At 55.0% G+C, this 16,471-nt stretch carries 14 protein-coding genes; all 14 read left to right on the top strand.

The window, feature by feature from the left end:
• The first annotated feature begins 146 nt into the window (after nt 1–146).
• A complete protein-coding gene (serC, locus tag HX783_RS03955) occupies nt 147–1,232 on the top strand; it encodes a 3-phosphoserine/phosphohydroxythreonine transaminase (protein WP_177016038.1) in 1,086 nt (361 codons plus the stop codon).
• Nucleotides 1,232–2,326 carry a prephenate dehydratase gene (pheA, locus tag HX783_RS03950; RefSeq protein WP_053132458.1) on the top strand — a complete coding sequence of 365 codons (1,095 nt, stop codon included), beginning with the start codon at nt 1,232–1,234 and terminating at the stop codon, nt 2,324–2,326. Before serC ends, pheA begins: the two co-directional genes overlap by 1 nt.
• A 9-nt stretch (nt 2,327–2,335) precedes the next feature.
• Nucleotides 2,336–3,448, top strand: coding sequence for a histidinol-phosphate transaminase (gene hisC / locus HX783_RS03945; protein WP_177016037.1), 1,113 nt, complete (start codon nt 2,336–2,338; stop codon nt 3,446–3,448).
• Nucleotides 3,449–3,476: 28 nt separating this feature from the next.
• The gene (locus HX783_RS03940; RefSeq protein WP_256347125.1) at nt 3,477–5,687 is read left to right on the top strand and encodes a bifunctional prephenate dehydrogenase/3-phosphoshikimate 1-carboxyvinyltransferase; all 2,211 of its coding nucleotides are present in this window, start codon (nt 3,477–3,479) and stop codon (nt 5,685–5,687) included.
• The gene (cmk, locus tag HX783_RS03935; RefSeq protein ID WP_003172653.1) at nt 5,684–6,373 is read left to right on the top strand and encodes a (d)CMP kinase; all 690 of its coding nucleotides are present in this window, start codon (nt 5,684–5,686) and stop codon (nt 6,371–6,373) included. Before HX783_RS03940 ends, cmk begins: the two co-directional genes overlap by 4 nt.
• 119 nt (nt 6,374–6,492) lie before the next feature.
• Nucleotides 6,493–8,187 (top strand): 30S ribosomal protein S1, encoded by a 1,695-nt coding sequence (rpsA, locus tag HX783_RS03930; protein WP_071483562.1) that lies wholly within the window; start codon nt 6,493–6,495, stop codon nt 8,185–8,187.
• A 161-nt stretch (nt 8,188–8,348) separates the two neighbouring features.
• Nucleotides 8,349–8,630, top strand: a complete 282-nt coding sequence (locus HX783_RS03925) for a hypothetical protein (RefSeq protein ID WP_177016035.1) — start codon at nt 8,349–8,351, stop codon at nt 8,628–8,630.
• Nucleotides 8,631–8,762: 132 nt separating this feature from the next.
• Entirely contained in the window at nt 8,763–9,059 is a 297-nt protein-coding gene (gene ihfB, locus HX783_RS03920) for an integration host factor subunit beta (RefSeq protein WP_003218804.1), read from the top strand.
• A gap of 24 nt (nt 9,060–9,083) precedes the next feature.
• A complete protein-coding gene (locus tag HX783_RS03915) occupies nt 9,084–9,329 on the top strand; it encodes a lipopolysaccharide assembly protein LapA domain-containing protein (RefSeq protein ID WP_159954967.1) in 246 nt (81 codons plus the stop codon).
• A 1,148-nt stretch (nt 9,330–10,477) separates the two neighbouring features.
• Entirely contained in the window at nt 10,478–11,623 is a 1,146-nt protein-coding gene (gene rffA, locus HX783_RS03910) for a dTDP-4-amino-4,6-dideoxygalactose transaminase (protein WP_177016034.1), read from the top strand.
• A complete protein-coding gene (locus HX783_RS03905; RefSeq protein ID WP_177016033.1) occupies nt 11,607–12,887 on the top strand; it encodes an O-antigen translocase in 1,281 nt (426 codons plus the stop codon). Before rffA ends, HX783_RS03905 begins: the two co-directional genes overlap by 17 nt.
• Nucleotides 12,887–14,002 (top strand): EpsG family protein, encoded by a 1,116-nt coding sequence (locus HX783_RS03900; protein ID WP_177016032.1) that lies wholly within the window; start codon nt 12,887–12,889, stop codon nt 14,000–14,002. Before HX783_RS03905 ends, HX783_RS03900 begins: the two co-directional genes overlap by 1 nt.
• Before the next feature lie 16 nt (nt 14,003–14,018).
• Nucleotides 14,019–15,230, top strand: a complete 1,212-nt coding sequence (locus HX783_RS03895) for a glycosyltransferase family 4 protein (RefSeq protein WP_177016031.1) — start codon at nt 14,019–14,021, stop codon at nt 15,228–15,230.
• 1 nt (nt 15,231) lies between these two features.
• Nucleotides 15,232–16,467: a glycosyltransferase family 4 protein gene (locus HX783_RS03890; protein WP_177016030.1), complete on the top strand. Its 1,236-nt coding sequence runs from the start codon at nt 15,232–15,234 to the stop codon at nt 16,465–16,467.
• The last annotated feature ends 4 nt before the right edge of the window (nt 16,468–16,471 follow it).

Raw genomic sequence — 16,471 nt, 5'->3', positions numbered from 1 at the left:
GAGCGGGCTTGCTCGCGAAGGCGGACTGACATTCACCAGAGATGTCGCCTGTTAGATCGCTTTCGCGAGCAAGCCCGCTCCCACATTGGATTGGGTGTCGGCTGATATGTTTGTGTGACTACCACCAGAGCAGAGTGAGATTGGATGTGAGCAAGAGAGCCTATAACTTCTGTGCCGGTCCCGCGGCGCTTCCTGAAGCAGTCCTGCAGCGTGCGCAGGGTGAACTCCTCGACTGGCATGGAAAAGGCCTCTCCGTGATGGAAATGAGCCATCGCAGCGATGAGTTCGTGTCCATTGCCACCAAGGCCGAGCAGGATTTGCGCGACTTGCTGGACATCCCATCCGATTACAAAGTGTTGTTCCTGCAAGGCGGCGCCAGCCAGCAGTTTGCCCAGATTCCGCTGAACCTGCTGCCCGAAGGCGGCACTGCCGACTATATCGACACCGGTATCTGGGGCCAGAAGGCCATTGAAGAGGCCTCGCGCTACGGTCACGTCAATGTGGCCGGCACCGCCAAGCCTTACGACTACTTCGCGATTCCGGGTCAGAACGAGTGGAAGTTGTCTGCGGATGCGGCCTACGTTCACTACGTCGCCAACGAAACCATCGGCGGCCTGGAATTCGACTGGGTGCCGCAAGTGGGTGACGTGCCATTGGTGTGCGACATGTCCTCGGACATCCTCTCGCGCCCGATCGACGTGTCCAAGTACGGCATGATCTACGCCGGCGCACAGAAAAACATCGGCCCGAGCGGCATCCTGGTCAATATCATCCGTGAAGACTTGCTGGGTCGCGCCCGTTCGGTGTGCCCGACCATGCTCAACTACAAGGTCGCGGCCGATAACGGTTCGATGTACAACACCCCGCCGGCGTTTGCCTGGTACTTGTCCGGTTTGGTTTTCGAGTGGCTCAAGGAGCAGGGCGGTGTCGCCGCCATGGGCAAGCTGAACGAAGAGAAGAAGCGCACCCTGTACGATTTCATCGACGCCAGCGGCCTGTACAGCAACCCGATCAACCTGAGCGACCGCTCGTGGATGAACGTGCCGTTTCGCCTGGCTGATGACCGTCTGGACAAGCCGTTCCTGGCTGGTGCCGACGCGCGTGGCCTGCTGAACCTCAAGGGCCACCGTTCAGTGGGCGGCATGCGCGCCTCCATTTACAACGCTGTCGACATCAACGCCATCAAGGCGCTGGTTGCCTACATGGCAGAGTTCGAAAAGGAACACGGCTAATGTCTGAGCAAGAACTCAAGGCACTGCGCGTACGCATTGACAGCCTGGACGAGAAAGTCCTGGAGCTGATCAGTGAGCGCGCGCGGTGCGCCCAGGAAGTGGCACGGGTGAAAATGGCGTCCCTGGCGGAAGGCGAAGTGCCGGTGTTCTACCGGCCCGAGCGCGAAGCCCAGGTGCTCAAGCGCGTCATGGAGCGCAACAAGGGCCCGTTGGGCAACGAGGAGATGGCGCGGTTGTTCCGTGAAATCATGTCGTCGTGCCTGGCCCTTGAGCAGCCGTTGAAAGTCGCGTACCTCGGCCCTGAAGGCACCTTCACCCAGGCGGCGGCCATGAAGCACTTCGGCCACGCGGTGATCAGCAAGCCGATGGCGGCGATCGACGAAGTGTTCCGTGAAGTGGCGGCCGGTGCGGTGAACTTTGGCGTGGTGCCGGTGGAAAACTCCACCGAAGGCGCGGTCAACCACACTCTGGACAGCTTCCTCGAGCACGACATGGTGATCTGCGGCGAAGTCGAGCTGCGCATCCACCACCACTTGCTGGTGGGTGAGAGCACCAAGACCGACAGTATCAGCCGTATCTACTCCCACGCTCAGTCGCTGGCCCAGTGCCGCAAGTGGCTGGACGCGCATTACCCGAATGTCGAGCGCGTGGCGGTGTCCAGCAACGCCGAAGCGGCCAAGCGGGTCAAGGGTGAGTGGAATTCGGCGGCGATTGCCGGTGATATGGCCGCGGGCCTCTATGGCCTGACGCGCCTGGCCGAAAAAATTGAGGACCGCCCGGATAACTCCACGCGCTTCTTGATGATCGGCAGCCAGGAAGTGCCGCCGACCGGCGACGACAAGACCTCGATCATTGTTTCCATGAGCAACAAGCCCGGCGCGTTGCATGAGCTGCTGGTGCCGTTCCACGACAACGGGATTGACCTGACGCGAATCGAAACTCGCCCTTCGCGCAGCGGTAAATGGACGTATGTGTTCTTTATCGACTTCATCGGCCACCACCGCGACCCGCTGGTTAAAGGTGTGCTGGAGAAAATCAGTCAGGAAGCCGTAGCACTCAAGGTGCTGGGCTCTTACCCGAAAGCGGTTTTGTGAGGCTTTAACATGAGTGGCAACTTCCTCGCCCTGGCTCAGCCGGGCGTGCAACAACTGTCGCCTTACGTACCAGGCAAGCCTGTGGACGAGTTGGCGCGTGAGTTGAACCTGGACCCGTCGAAGATCGTCAAGCTGGCCAGTAACGAGAACCCGCTGGGGCCAAGCCCGAAGGTACTGGCGGCGATTCGTGAAGAGTTGGCCGAGCTGACGCGCTATCCGGACGGCAACGGTTTTGCCCTCAAATCCCTGCTGGCGGAAAACTGCCGGGTCGAGCTGAACCAGGTGACCTTGGGGAACGGTTCCAACGACATTCTTGAACTGGTCGGCCGCGCGTATCTGGCGCCAGGGCTGAATGCAGTGTTCAGCGAGCACGCATTCGCGGTCTATCCGATTGTTACCCAGGCTGTCGGTGCCGATGCGCGCGTGATTCCCGCCAAGGATTGGGGGCACGACCTGCCGGCCATGTTGGCCGCCATCGACGCCCAGACCCGTGTGGTGTTTATCGCCAACCCCAACAACCCAACCGGCACCTGGTTCGATGCGCAAGCGCTGAACGACTTCCTGCAAGACGTGCCGGAGCACGTGTTGGTGGTGCTGGACGAGGCCTATATCGAGTACGCCGAAGGCAGCGATCTGCCGGATGGCCTGGACTTCCTGGCGGCTTACCCGAACCTGCTGGTGTCGCGCACCTTCTCCAAGGCCTATGGCCTGGCCTCGCTGCGGGTTGGCTACGGCCTGTCCACGGCGGTGGTCGCCGACGTGCTGAACCGCGTGCGCCAGCCGTTCAACGTCAACAGCCTCGCTTTGGCGGCGGCGTGTGTCGCGGTGAAAGATGCCGAGTACCTGGAAGAAGGGCGACGCATCAACGAAAGCGGCATGCTGCAATTGCAGGAAGGCTTCCGTGAGTTGGGCCTGGGCTGGATTCCGTCCAAAGGCAATTTCATTTGCGTCGATCTCGCTCAAGTGGCCGCCCCGGTGTTCCAGGGCCTGCTGCGCGAAGGCGTGATTGTGCGTCCGGTCGCCAACTACGGCATGCCGAACCACCTGCGTATCACCATTGGTTTGCCGGCGGAAAACAGCCGCTTCCTGGAGGCGTTGGCCAAGGTTCTGGCTCGTGGTTGATGTCACTGCATTGCAACCTGCTGTGCCTATGATCGGTCGCCTGGTGGTGGTCGGTCTGGGGTTGATCGGCGGCTCTTTCGCCAAAGGCCTGCGTGAAAGCGGGCTGTGTGGCGAAGTGGTCGGTGTGGACCTGGACCCGCAATCGCGCAAGTTGGCGGTTGAATTGGGCGTGGTGGATCGCTGTGAAGCAGACCTGGCGCTCGCGTGCCAGGGCGCGGATGTGATTCAGCTCGCGGTGCCGATTCTGGCGATGGAGAAATTGCTGGGCTTGTTGGCGGGCATGGACCTGGGGCAGGCGATCCTGACGGATGTCGGCAGTGCCAAGGGCAATGTGGTGCGCGCGGCGCAAGTGGCGTTTGGCGGCATGCCGGCGCGCTTTGTGCCGGGTCATCCGATTGCCGGTTCCGAGCAGAGCGGGGTGGAGGCGTCCAATGCGCAGCTGTTCCGCCGCCACAAGGTGATTCTGACGCCGCTTGAGCAGACCGATCCGGCCGCCTTGGCAGTAGTGGATCGCCTGTGGCGCGAGTTGGGTGCCGATGTCGAGCATATGCAGGTTGAGCGTCACGACGAAGTGCTGGCGGCAACCAGCCATTTGCCACATCTGCTGGCTTTTGGCCTGGTGGATTCCCTGGCCAAGCGCAATGAAAATCTGGATATTTTCCGCTACGCCGCCGGTGGCTTCCGCGATTTCACGCGCATTGCCGGCAGTGATCCGGTGATGTGGCACGACATCTTTCTCGCCAATCGCGAAGCGGTGTTGCGCACCCTGGACACCTTCCGCAGTGACCTTGACGCCTTGCGCGATGCGGTCGATGCCGGAGATGGCCATCAATTATTGGGCGTGTTCACCCGTGCGCGGGTGGCGCGCGAGCATTTCAGCAAGATCCTGGCGCGCCGGGCCTATATGGAAACCGCTGTGAACGCCGATGAGCAGACCTTTATCGCCAGCCCCGGTGGCCGCTTGAGCGGGCAGATTCGGGTGCCTGGCGACAAGTCGATCTCCCATCGTTCGATCATGTTGGGTTCGTTGGCCGAGGGCGTGACCGAGGTTGAAGGTTTTCTTGAGGGCGAAGATGCCCTGGCGACCTTGCAGGCGTTTCGCGACATGGGGGTGGTGATTGAAGGGCCGCACCATGGGCGTGTCACCATTCATGGCGTGGGCTTGCATGGCCTGAAGCCCGCGCCAGGCCCGATCTATCTGGGTAATTCCGGTACGTCGATGCGCCTGTTGTCCGGCTTGCTGGCGGCGCAGCGTTTCGACAGCGTGTTGACTGGCGATGCTTCGCTGTCCAAGCGCCCGATGAGCCGCGTGGCCAAACCGCTGCGGGAAATGAGGGCTGTGATCGAAACCGGGCCGGAAGGGCGTCCGCCGTTGACCATTCGCGGTGGCCAGGCGTTGAAGGGGCTGACTTATGCACTGCCTATGGCGAGCGCTCAGGTCAAATCCTGCCTGTTGCTGGCGGGGTTGTATGCCGAGGGTAAAACCTCGGTGACCGAGCCTGCGCCGACCCGTGATCACACCGAGCGCATGCTGCGCGGCTTCGGGTACCCGGTGCAAGTGCAGGGCGCTACGGCGTCGGTCGAGTCAGGCCATGCATTGACCGCTACGCATATTGAAGTGCCGGGGGATATTTCTTCTTCGGCGTTTTTTCTGGTGGCGGCGTCGATTGCCGAGGGCTCCGAGTTGTTGCTGGAGCATGTCGGCATCAACCCGACACGTACTGGGGTGATCGATATCCTGCGGCTGATGGGCGCGGATATCACCCTGGAAAACCTGCGTGAAGTCGGTGGTGAGCCGGTTGCGGATCTGCGCGTGCGGGCTGCAGCGCTGAAGGGTATCGAGATTCCTGAAGCGTTGGTGCCGTTGGCTATCGACGAATTCCCGGTGCTGTTCGTCGCGGCGGCCTGTGCGCAAGGGCGCACGGTATTGCGCGGCGCTGAAGAGCTGCGCGTGAAGGAGTCCGACCGTATCCAGGTCATGGCCGACGGTCTGCTGGCCCTGGGTGTGAAGTGTGAACCGACACCTGATGGGATTATCATTGACGGTGGCCTGATGGGCGGCGGTGAAGTGCATGCCCACGGCGATCACCGGATTGCCATGGCGTTCAGCGTGGCTTCCCTGCGTGCAGCGGCGCCGATTCGTATCCGTGACTGCGCCAATGTTGCTACATCTTTTCCGAATTTTCTTACACTGTGTGCCCAAGTCGGCATCCGTGTTGCCCAAGAGGCTCAATTGTGAATATCAAAGCACCGGTGATTACCATCGACGGGCCAAGCGGCTCGGGCAAAGGCACCATCGCCGGCATCCTGGCCAAGCGCCTGGGCTGGTGCCTGCTGGATTCCGGCGCGCTGTACCGCTTGCTGGCATTTGCCGCACGCAACCATGGCGTCGACCTGACCAACGAAGAATCCTTGAAGCTGTTGGCGGCGCACCTTGATGTGCAGTTCGTCGGCGCGACGGAAGGTCATCCACAGCGCATCATCCTCGAAGGGGACGATGTGACGGATGATCTGCGTAATGAGCAAGTCGGCTCCTGGGCTTCCCAGGTTGCCGCGCTGCCGGCCGTGCGCGACGCTTTGCTGCAGCGTCAGCGGGCATTTCAGGAGCCGCCGGGTTTGGTGGCCGATGGTCGTGATATGGGCACCGTGGTGTTTCCGGAGGCCCCATTGAAGATTTTCCTGACCGCCAGCGCCGAGGAGCGGGCTCGCCGCCGCTACTTGCAGTTGAAGGGCAAAGTCGATGGTGTTAGTCTGTCGAGTCTGCTAGATGAGATCCGTGCACGCGATGAGCGTGATACCCAGCGTGCGGTAGCCCCGCTTAAGCCGGCGGCTGACGCCATACAGCTGGATTCCACGGAGTTGTCCATCGAGCAGGTGCTGGAACGCATCTTGAGTGAAATCGCCATTCGCGATATCGCCGGGTGACCAAGAAGGCTGCAGGGGACCAGTCATAGTCCTGTGGTGCTTCTTTTAATTGAAACTGACCCACACCGTCTGGGGTGTGGAGATGGGCGTATTCTTCGCCCTTATCAACAGGAATTAAAATGAGCGAAAGCTTTGCGGAACTCTTTGAAGAAAGCCTAAAAACCCTGAACCTTCAGGCAGGCTCCATCATCACCGGTGTTATCGTTGATATCGATTACCAAGCTCGCTGGGTAACCGTTCACGCTGGTCTGAAGTCTGAAGCTCTGATCCCGCTGGAACAGTTCTACAACGATGCTGGTGACCTGACTATCAATGTCGGTGACGAAGTTCACGTTGCTCTGGACTCGGTTGAAGACGGTTTCGGTGAAACCAAGCTGTCCCGTGAAAAAGCCAAGCGCGCTGAATGCTGGATTGTTCTCGAAGCAGCCTTCGCAGCTGAAGAAGTGGTCAAGGGCGTTATCAACGGTAAGGTTAAGGGCGGCTTCACTGTCGACGTTAACGGCATCCGTGCGTTCCTGCCAGGTTCTTTGGTCGACGTTCGTCCAGTGCGCGACACCACGCACCTGGAAGGCAAAGAACTCGAATTCAAGGTCATCAAGCTCGACCAGAAGCGCAACAACGTTGTCGTTTCCCGTCGCAGCGTCCTGGAAGCAGAGAACTCCGCCGAGCGTGAAGCTCTGCTGGAATCCCTGCAGGAAGGCCAACAAGTCAAAGGTATCGTCAAGAACCTCACCGATTACGGCGCATTCGTCGATCTGGGTGGCGTCGATGGCCTGCTGCACATTACCGACATGGCTTGGAAGCGTATCAAGCATCCTTCCGAAATCGTCAACGTTGGCGACGAGATCGATGTCAAGGTTCTGAAGTACGATCGTGAGCGTAACCGTGTTTCCCTGGGCTTGAAGCAGCTGGGCGAAGATCCATGGGTTGCTATCAAAGCTCGTTACCCAGAAAGCACTCGCGTTACCGCGCGTGTTACCAACCTGACCGACTACGGCTGCTTCGCTGAGCTGGAAGAAGGCGTGGAAGGCCTGGTACACGTTTCCGAAATGGACTGGACCAACAAAAACATCCACCCTTCGAAAGTCGTACAAGTCGGCGACGAAGTGGAAGTTATGGTTCTGGACATCGACGAAGAGCGTCGTCGTATCTCCCTGGGCATCAAGCAGTGCAAATCTAACCCATGGGAAGATTTCTCTGGCCAGTTCAACAAGGGCGATAAAATCTCCGGCACCATCAAGTCGATCACCGATTTCGGTATCTTCATTGGTCTGGACGGCGGCATCGACGGCCTGGTTCACCTGTCCGACATCTCCTGGAACGAAGTGGGCGAAGAAGCTGTTCGTCGTTTCAAGAAGGGCGACGAGCTGGACACCGTTATCCTGTCGGTTGACCCAGAGCGCGAGCGTATCTCCCTGGGTATCAAGCAACTGGAAAGCGACCCGTTCTCTGAATACGTTCAGGACAACGACAAAGGCGCAATCGTTAAAGGCATCGTGAAAGAAGTTGACGCTAAAGGCGCCATCATCACTCTGGCCGACGATATCGAAGCGACTCTGAAAGCCTCCGAAATCAGCCGTGACCGCGTTGAAGACGCGCGCAACGTTCTGAAAGAAGGCCAGGAAGTAGAAGCCAAGATCATCAGCGTTGACCGCAAGAGCCGCGTAATCCAGCTCTCCATCAAGTCGAAAGACGATGCTGAAGAGAAAGAAGCAATCCAGAGCCTGCGCGACAAGCCAGCTACCTCTGAAATTGCTGCTGGTCCTACCACTCTGGGCGACCTGTTGCGTGCACAAATGGAAAAACAGAACTAAGTTCTGTCAGACCATAGAAAAAGGGCGACTTCGGTCGCCCTTTTTTGTGCCTGAAATTTGTTGAATCAACAACTTAGAACCAAGGCGTGCAGTCGGCTGTCAGAACTGACTATAGTTTTAATGCTGGCTATCCCCGTGTTGCTGCTTCAATAAGGATTTGAATGAACAAGTTTATTGTCATCTTCTCAATCGTACTGCTTGCAGGGTGCTCCACCAGTGCCAGGACTCATGCCAGGCATGGCGTCAGCGGCATCGAGATTGACTGTTCGGGGCTTGGTTCCAATTGGGAGAAGTGCGAGAAGCGTGCTGCCCGTGAGTGCAAGATGCAGGGCTACAAGGTTGTAACGCGTTCCAGTGACGCTAAAGACGAAGAGGGCGACTACGTGTTTGGTTGGAACCCGGCAGGTGCAGTGACCCGTACGATGCTGGTGATCTGCAAATGAAGAGGTAAGGTACTTTTTGAGGGCGTTAAACCAACCTGAAGATAAGTTAAAGCGTGGGCTGTTCAAATTCACCAAGTCATGCTAAAACCTTTGGAGCGCTTTTCCTAGCTGCTTGAAAAAGAAGGGAAAAATATGACGAAGTCGGAGTTGATCGAACGAATTGTCACCCATCAAGGGCTGCTTTCATCCAAGGATGTAGAGCTGGCTATCAAGACCATGCTCGAGCAAATGTCCCAATGCCTCGCCACGGGGGATCGAATCGAGATCCGTGGCTTTGGTAGTTTTTCCTTGCACTACCGCGCGCCGCGAGTGGGTCGTAACCCGAAAACCGGGCAGTCCGTCAGCCTTGACGGTAAGTTTGTGCCGCATTTCAAACCGGGCAAGGAATTGCGCGATCGAGTGAACGAAGACGAGGAAGAGGGCGTCTGAGTGGTTTTAGGGTAGGAGTAAGTTATGCGTGGGATTAAACGCGTTTTTCTGGTGTTGGCAGTGCTGGCTGTCGCACTGGTGGTTTTGGCCTTTGTGTTGGAAAACCAACAAGGCGTTTCTCTTTCGTTCTTGGGTTGGACCACCCTGCAACTGCCGGTGGCAGTTTATGTTGTGGCTGCGCTGATTGTCGGGTTGATGGTGGGTCCGCTGTTGTGCGTGCTGGTCAGCGCTACCCGTCGTCACAAGCGAGCGTCGATCGTGCGTGAGTAGCGTCCTCCTCGCTGCTGCTTGCGCTTATAAGGTGGGTTGGGGGCATAGGCTTCCAGCATCCTCTTAGTAACGTACGCGTTATTTGGGGGACCACTATGAATGCGCTCCCCCTTCAGTCAATCGGGTCAGCCGATATCGCACATTTAGCCCTTTTCCCCAAAAAACAGAGAGCTCTGAAGGGCTAGCCCTGGGCGAGCGTTATAAAATAGACGCTTCACGGTTCAAAGTGTGCCGGATATGGGGTAACATGCGGCCCGTTAATGACAACTGCCATCTTGCCTCTTCATTACATGATAGGTGTGCAGGCGTTGGGCGTTCATTTGCTAAAGCAAACACTCTCGTATCTGTAGTTAACTCCGCAAATGTATGTGTCCCGGACAAGTGCCAGGGCCGAAACTAATTAGATCCCGACTAAGCCTATTTCGCGGATCTTGCCTTTAAGCAACTATCGGGTTTAAGCCGACTATTCAAAAAATGTTAACGGTGAGACCACCGTAAACGACTTTTTGCAATTCGTCGTTGTATGTGCATGAGGGAATGTCTACCCGTCCCGAACCCTATGCGCGCGTCAGTTGAGGGGATTTACTAAACATTGAGCTGCGTCGGCCGATAATGAGGCTTGCGATGGCGCAGGGCAGGCTTTCCATGCCTGGGGTAAATGCCACAAAGTGTTGCGTGGTAACCCTGCGCAGTGGTGGCCAGACGTTGGGATCCTTCGATTGATGCCCAGCCCTCTGACGCCTGGCGCGGGCGATATTCAATCAGCAAAGCTATGACGTGTGATGAGTGTCTATTGCGCAGGTTTGGCACGATTAGGGTTGTGTTGACCCCGTCGCAGGAGGGGGAAGGGCAAGAATTGCTCTGAAATGATTCTCCTTGGTGTGTTGCGTTCAGAGCGCAAACCAAGGGAAAATTTGTGTGATCAATTTTTATGCTTTAGAGCGCGCATAAAAGCATCGCATGTCATCGTCGGTGTTGGGGCGGTGGTTATTTTCCGGCGCAGTGTCGGCTTAGGGCTGTACAGTGAGGGCGTTGGCAACCGTTACTAAAGGTACTGATACTCGGGGTGCTTATACTGAAGTGCCTGCTAGACGAGTCAGAATAGAAAGATTGATTACGGCTAGAAAAAGAATTTTAGGGTGAGCTTGATGAAAATTCCATTTAACAAACCACCCTATACGGGTAATGAAGATCAATATGTTACGCGCGCCATGCGCAGTGCCAAGATGTCGGGTGACGGTGAATTTACCATTAGTTGCCAACAATGGTTTGAAGAAACACTTTCATGTGAAAAGGCCCTGCTGACGCCCTCGTGCACCCAAGCACTCGAAATGGCCGCCATTTTGATAGATATACAGCCGGGTGATGAAGTGATCATGCCCAGCTTTACCTTTGTCAGTACGGCGAACGCATTCGTGCTTCGGGGCGCGAAAATTGTTTTTGTCGATATTCGCCCGGACACCATGAATATCGATGAGACGCTTATCGAGGCGGCGATCACCGCAAAGACCAAAGCCATCGTCCCCGTTCATTATGCAGGTGTCGCCTGTGAAATGGACGTGATTATGGACATTGCCCAGCGGCATGATTTATTTGTCGTGGAAGACGCCGCGCAAGGCATGATGTCGACGTATAAAGGCCGTTGGTTGGGCACGATCGGACATCTGGCGGCCTATAGTTTTCATGAAACTAAAAACTACACGAGTGGTGGTGAAGGCGGCTTGTTGTTAATCAACGATAAGCGGTTCATTGGTCGCGCCGAAATCATCAGAGAGAAAGGCACTAACCGCAGTCAGTTTTTCCGAGGGATGATCGACAAATATACCTGGGTGGATATTGGCAGTAGTTATTTGCCGGGTGAGTTGCAAGCGGCCTATTTGTTTGGTCAATTGGAAGAAGCGAAGAACATTAACGATTTCAGGCTCGGCATTTGGCAGCGCTATAACCTGGCGTTCGCTGGGTTGGTCGCGGCGGGCCTGCTTGAAGTGCCAACGGTCCCCGAAGCGTGTATCGCCAATGGGCACATGTTTTATATTAAAGTTAAGAACATCGACGCGCGCAAGTCAGTGCTCAGTTATCTGAACGCTGCGGGTGTGGGGGCGGTATTTCATTATGTTCCGCTGCACAGTGCACCGGCGGGTATTTTACTCGGTCGGTTCACCGGCGAAGACCGGTTTACGACCCAGGAAAGCGAGCGTCTTATTCGCCTGCCCATCTGGTATGGCATGACAGAGCCTGAAATGCAGCATGTCATCAATTCGGTGATAGGTGCAGTTGATGCCGCGGGTCGGTGAATTGAAGGGCTCAAACCGCAGCATGCTGTTCGGCGCTTTCTTTACAAGCGCCGCGCAAGCGTCAAAGATACTTGTTGGCTTCTGCATATTAAAGTTAATCGCCCTGTACCTGGGGGTCGACGGCCTCGGCAAGCTCGGACATTTCATGAGCTTAGTGTCTATCGCCGTCCTCCTGGCGGGAGGAGGGATAAGCCACGGTATCATAAAGTACGTCGCAGAATTTAAAAGCAACCCATTCAAGTTATATAAGTTGTTCTCGACATCGGCGTTCTACGCTTTCGGATTCTGCCTGGTGTCATTTATTTTACTGGCGGTCTTTTCAGCGCAGGTGTCGAATTTTGTATTTGGGCATCCTGAGGACTACTGGATCATTGTCCTGCTGGCGCTTGCTCAGTTTGTCTTTGCGTTCAATACGCTGTTTTCAGGTTTTTTTAATGGCCTTGGAAAACTTAAAGTCAACGCCAGCGTTCAAGTAACGGCTAACCTTGTGGTGCTGCCCATTATCTGGTGGCTGATTTCCGCATTTGGCCTGCCCGGTGCGGCAATTGCCATGTTGGCTATCTTCACTATGCCGGCGCTCATCTCTTTGGTTTACCTGAAGGGTATGCCACTGTTCAGAATGTTCACGTGGCGCAAGGTGGATGTTGCGCTGAGCAAGAAGTTTTCCAAGTTTGGGTTGATGTTGCTGGTCAGTGCACTGATGTTTCCCGTGGTCGAGATAGTTATCAGGGAATCGCTGATAGCACGGGTAGGCTACTCCGAGGCGGGCATCTGGCAAGGGAGCATCAAGCTGTCGAGCGCGTACATCGGTTTTTTCAGTGTGTTTCTGGCGTCGTACTACATGCCGATGGTGTCAGCGACCCAAGACAAGGCCGTGATCAAAGCGCAAGTGATCAAGTTTATGCTGTTGGTGATGGCGGTGTTTTTAGCTGGCGCGAGCGTGTTGTACGTAGGGCGAAGTTTTTTTATTCCGGTGTTGTTGTCTTCCGAATTTCATGAGTTGGAAAGTTATATAATTTATCAACTGATTGGCGACTTCTTCAAAGTTGCTGCCTATGTCATAGGCTTTGTTGTGGTGGCCAAAGCTGCGACGAAATTGTATATCTTCTCCGAGGTGCTGCAGGCGCTGCTGTTTGTTGGCTTGACGTTCACCGTGGGGCGCGAAGTCGGCGGTGTGTACGGCGTGATGTATTCTTATATGTTGGCTTATATAATATTTTTTATGATTTCCATTGCCGGTTTTATCTATTGGGCACGCAACTGATGGGCCTGGAATTCTCCTTCCCGCTGTACCTCGTATTCGGATTCCTGGTCATCGTTGCTGCGTGGGATACCCTGAGTGACTACGCGTTGCCGCGGGCAGCGGTGGGCGCCCTGATGGGGGTTCCTCTTATCCTGCTGGCGACATTCAGGATCGCAGGCGTGGGCAGTGATGATCTCGCCTACCTGAGAATGATGCAGGAAGTTCCCTCGGTGCTGGAGTGTCGCCACCTGTTTTGCGACTACAGCTACTCAACATTTAATATCGAATTCGGTTTCTATATTATCCTCTCGGTGTTGGCCGTAGTAGGGCGCAATTCTTTCATTTTATTTGGCTTCTGCTCGCTGCTGGCGGTTTCTCTCAACCTCAGAAGCATACGGTATTTCTCTCCTTACTTTGCCTTGGGTGTGCTGGTCTATTTTGCTCACTTTTTTCTTGCCAAAGAGCTGAATGCAATACGCTTGGGTGTCGCTTCCGGTCTGGTTTTTTTGGCCGCCACGTATCTTCATAGAAAAGAATACGCGCTACTGGCGGTTTATCTTGCGCTAGCAATGATGGTGCACGTGTCGTCGGTGTTTTTTGTGGTGCCTGTTGTTTTGTATTGGCTAAAACCCTCGCGGGCTTTTTACCTTGGGCTCAGTGGCATTCTTTTATTGGCCGCGTCGTTTGTTGATTCAAAGCTCCTGCTGCGTCAACTGGAATTTATCAGTTTTATCAGTGAAAAAATTGAGTCCTACCTGACGACGGAAAAATACGGCTATGCACTGCCGTTGTTCGACATGGTCAATGTCAAAAACCTGATCCTGGTGGTCGCTGGATTGATCTGGTCGCAAAAGCTGGATGCACGCTACCCAACGTTCAAGCTGGTGTTTTGCGTGTTTTATTGCGCAACGTTTTTGCGAATAGTCATGGGCGATTTTGCCATACTCGCAGGTCGCGGATATGCGAGCATTTCCATGTTTGAATACGTGCTGCTGCCGATGTTGGCAGTGCACGTATTGGGTAAGAAGCTGGGCGTTGTCATGGTCTCATTATATGCGCTCGCCACTTTGTACCTGAATTTGAGTAGTAACTCGGGGTGGACCGGCAATTCCGAAGTGTTTTTTAGTTTTCTATAATTAGTGTGGTGGGCGTATGAAGAATATCTTGTTTGTGGTAGGGGGCTTGGCCATCGGTGGGGTTGAGACCTACGTCGTCCGATTGGCTAAATACCTCAGCCAGGCCGGGTATACGGTAACGGTGAGGGTGCTGTCGAATAAATGTGATGCAGGGCTGTTCGACGAGCTGTCTCGTCACGCCCAAGTCGATGTCGTCGAGCATGTACCCTTTCTGTCTGCGTCCAGCTGGATAAATGCGCTGTTGCCAGCCAAAAAAGATCCGAACGTGTACGACATTGTTCACGTTGTAGACATATTGACATTGGCTTATGTTTTTCTGAACAAGACACGCTTGAAGTTTTCCTTTCTCAGCGTCGGTATCTACCATGCTATGGAAATCAGCTGGTGGCGAGGGCGGAATGTATATTTCAGAAAAAAAATGCTCGAACTGTATGACCGTAACGTCCAGTTGACGTTGTTTCCCAATGAGCGAACCGCCGAAATGGCTGCGGCGCTGGCGCAGGTTGACGTGGCGACGCTGGATGTATTGCCCCTGGGCATCTCCTTCGAAAACTACAGCGCTCGGCAGCCGCTTCAATCGTCTCTGCGGATCGTCTCGGTAGGGCGTTTAGTCGATTTCAAAGTTTACAATAAGCACGTCATCACGCAGTTGAGTGAGCTGCGTAAGCGCGCAAACTTTGAATACTTCATCTACGGTTCGGGGCCTGAACACGCCGCGCTGGTTTCATTGGCGCAGGCCTGTGGCGTCAGTGACTACGTGCACTTTATGGGCGAGGTGGAGTATGCCGAACTCCCCAGCATTTTCGACGGTGCGCTTTGTTTTGTAGGCTCTGGTACGACGATCATCGAAGCGTCTGCCGCCGGTATTCCTTCTGTGGTGGGCATTGAATCCATAGCGTTGCCCTTGACCTGTGGGTTGTTTTCGGATGTTTCAGGATATTCCTACAATGAAGAGTCGGCGACGACGGTGAGAATGGGGATTCTGGAAACCATCGAGAAGCTGCACACTATGAGTCCCGAACAATACAATGAAGTATCCAATAAGCATCGACAAAAAGCGAAAGCGTTTGATATTGTCGAAACATCAAAAAGATTTGTAGAGCTGTCTAGTCGCAGGCCCGTTTTTGACGGTTCGATGAATCGCTGGGTTGCGATATTGTCATTTTTCAAGTCCGTAATTGTGCAAGGGCCCAAGGCGCTTAAATCCCGATTTGATAGTGTGGGATGATATGTCTTTGAATATTGCGATTGTCACTCAGTATTTTTATCCTGAGAGCTTTATTATCAATGATATTGTTGAGGAGCTGGCTTGCCTTGGGCACACGGTTGAAGTCTTTACCGGGCAACCTAATTACCCGGACGGTGAGACTTATCAAGACTATGATCAAACGGCTTGCAGTGAGCAGGTGTACAAGGACAGTGTAAAAATACACCGCGTTCCGTTGAGGCCGCGAAAGTCAGGCGGTGCCCGGAACCTGCTTCTCAACTATCTCTCCTTTGTGAAAAATGGAATCAGGTATTTTCCCAAGCAGAGTGCCGGTAAGCAGTTCGACGCGATTATTGTCTTTGCGGTCTCGCCGATTACCGCAGCTATTCCAGCCATCGTGTTGAAGCGTTCCAGCAACGCTCATTTGATGGTTTGGGTGCAGGATTTGTGGCCCGAGACGCTTAAGGCGACGGGGTTCATCACCAATTCGCTGCTCTTGAAGGCGATTGGGGTTTTAGTCCGTTTTATTTATGCCAAGGCCGACACGGTGCTGGTGCAGTCCGAGGCGTTTATTTCCTCGGCGTCCAAGTATGTGGCAAAAGACAAGCTGGTCTACTACCCCAACTCTTACCGTGTTCCTGCCGCTCAGACAGACCCTTGCGACCGTCTGCCGCTGGAGATCAGCCGATTATTGTCGTCCAATTTTTGTGTGGTCTTTGCCGGGAACCTCGGGTTTGCGCAGTCCTTGGAAACGATAGTCGATGCCGCAAAAGCACTGCTTCATTTGGACTGCAAGATTGTCGTGGTGGGCAGTGGCAGCCGTTTGGATTGGATGCATGAGCAGAAGCGTCAACACAACCTGCATAATCTTGAGCTCGTAGGGCGTTTGCCTTCCTCGGTCATGCCTGAACTGTTTTCAAAAAGTGAGGCGCTACTGGTCACACTCAAGCGCGAGGAAATATTCGCGTTGACCATACCCAGTAAGATCCAGGCGTATATGGCAGCGGGCAAGCCTATCCTGGCCGCCCTGGATGGAGAGGGCGCCAGAATAGTGGAGCAGGCAGGTGCCGGGTTGTGTTCTCAGGCAGAGGACGCAGCAGCGCTTGCCAGGAACATCGAGTCGCTCTACGAGGCTTCGCCGGAAAAAAGAGCCGCCTACGGGGCGGCGTCGTTCAGCTTTTTCTGTAACAATTACGAAATGAAAACGCAGTGCCGTCGATTGGTACAGATTATTAAAGAACGAATTGGCAACCTTTAGAGAT

Origin of the sequence: Pseudomonas sp. D2002 (assembly GCF_013385735.1) — a bacterium.
Classification (GTDB): domain Bacteria; phylum Pseudomonadota; class Gammaproteobacteria; order Pseudomonadales; family Pseudomonadaceae; genus Aquipseudomonas.
This window is presented reverse-complemented; position numbering and strand designations above follow the sequence as displayed.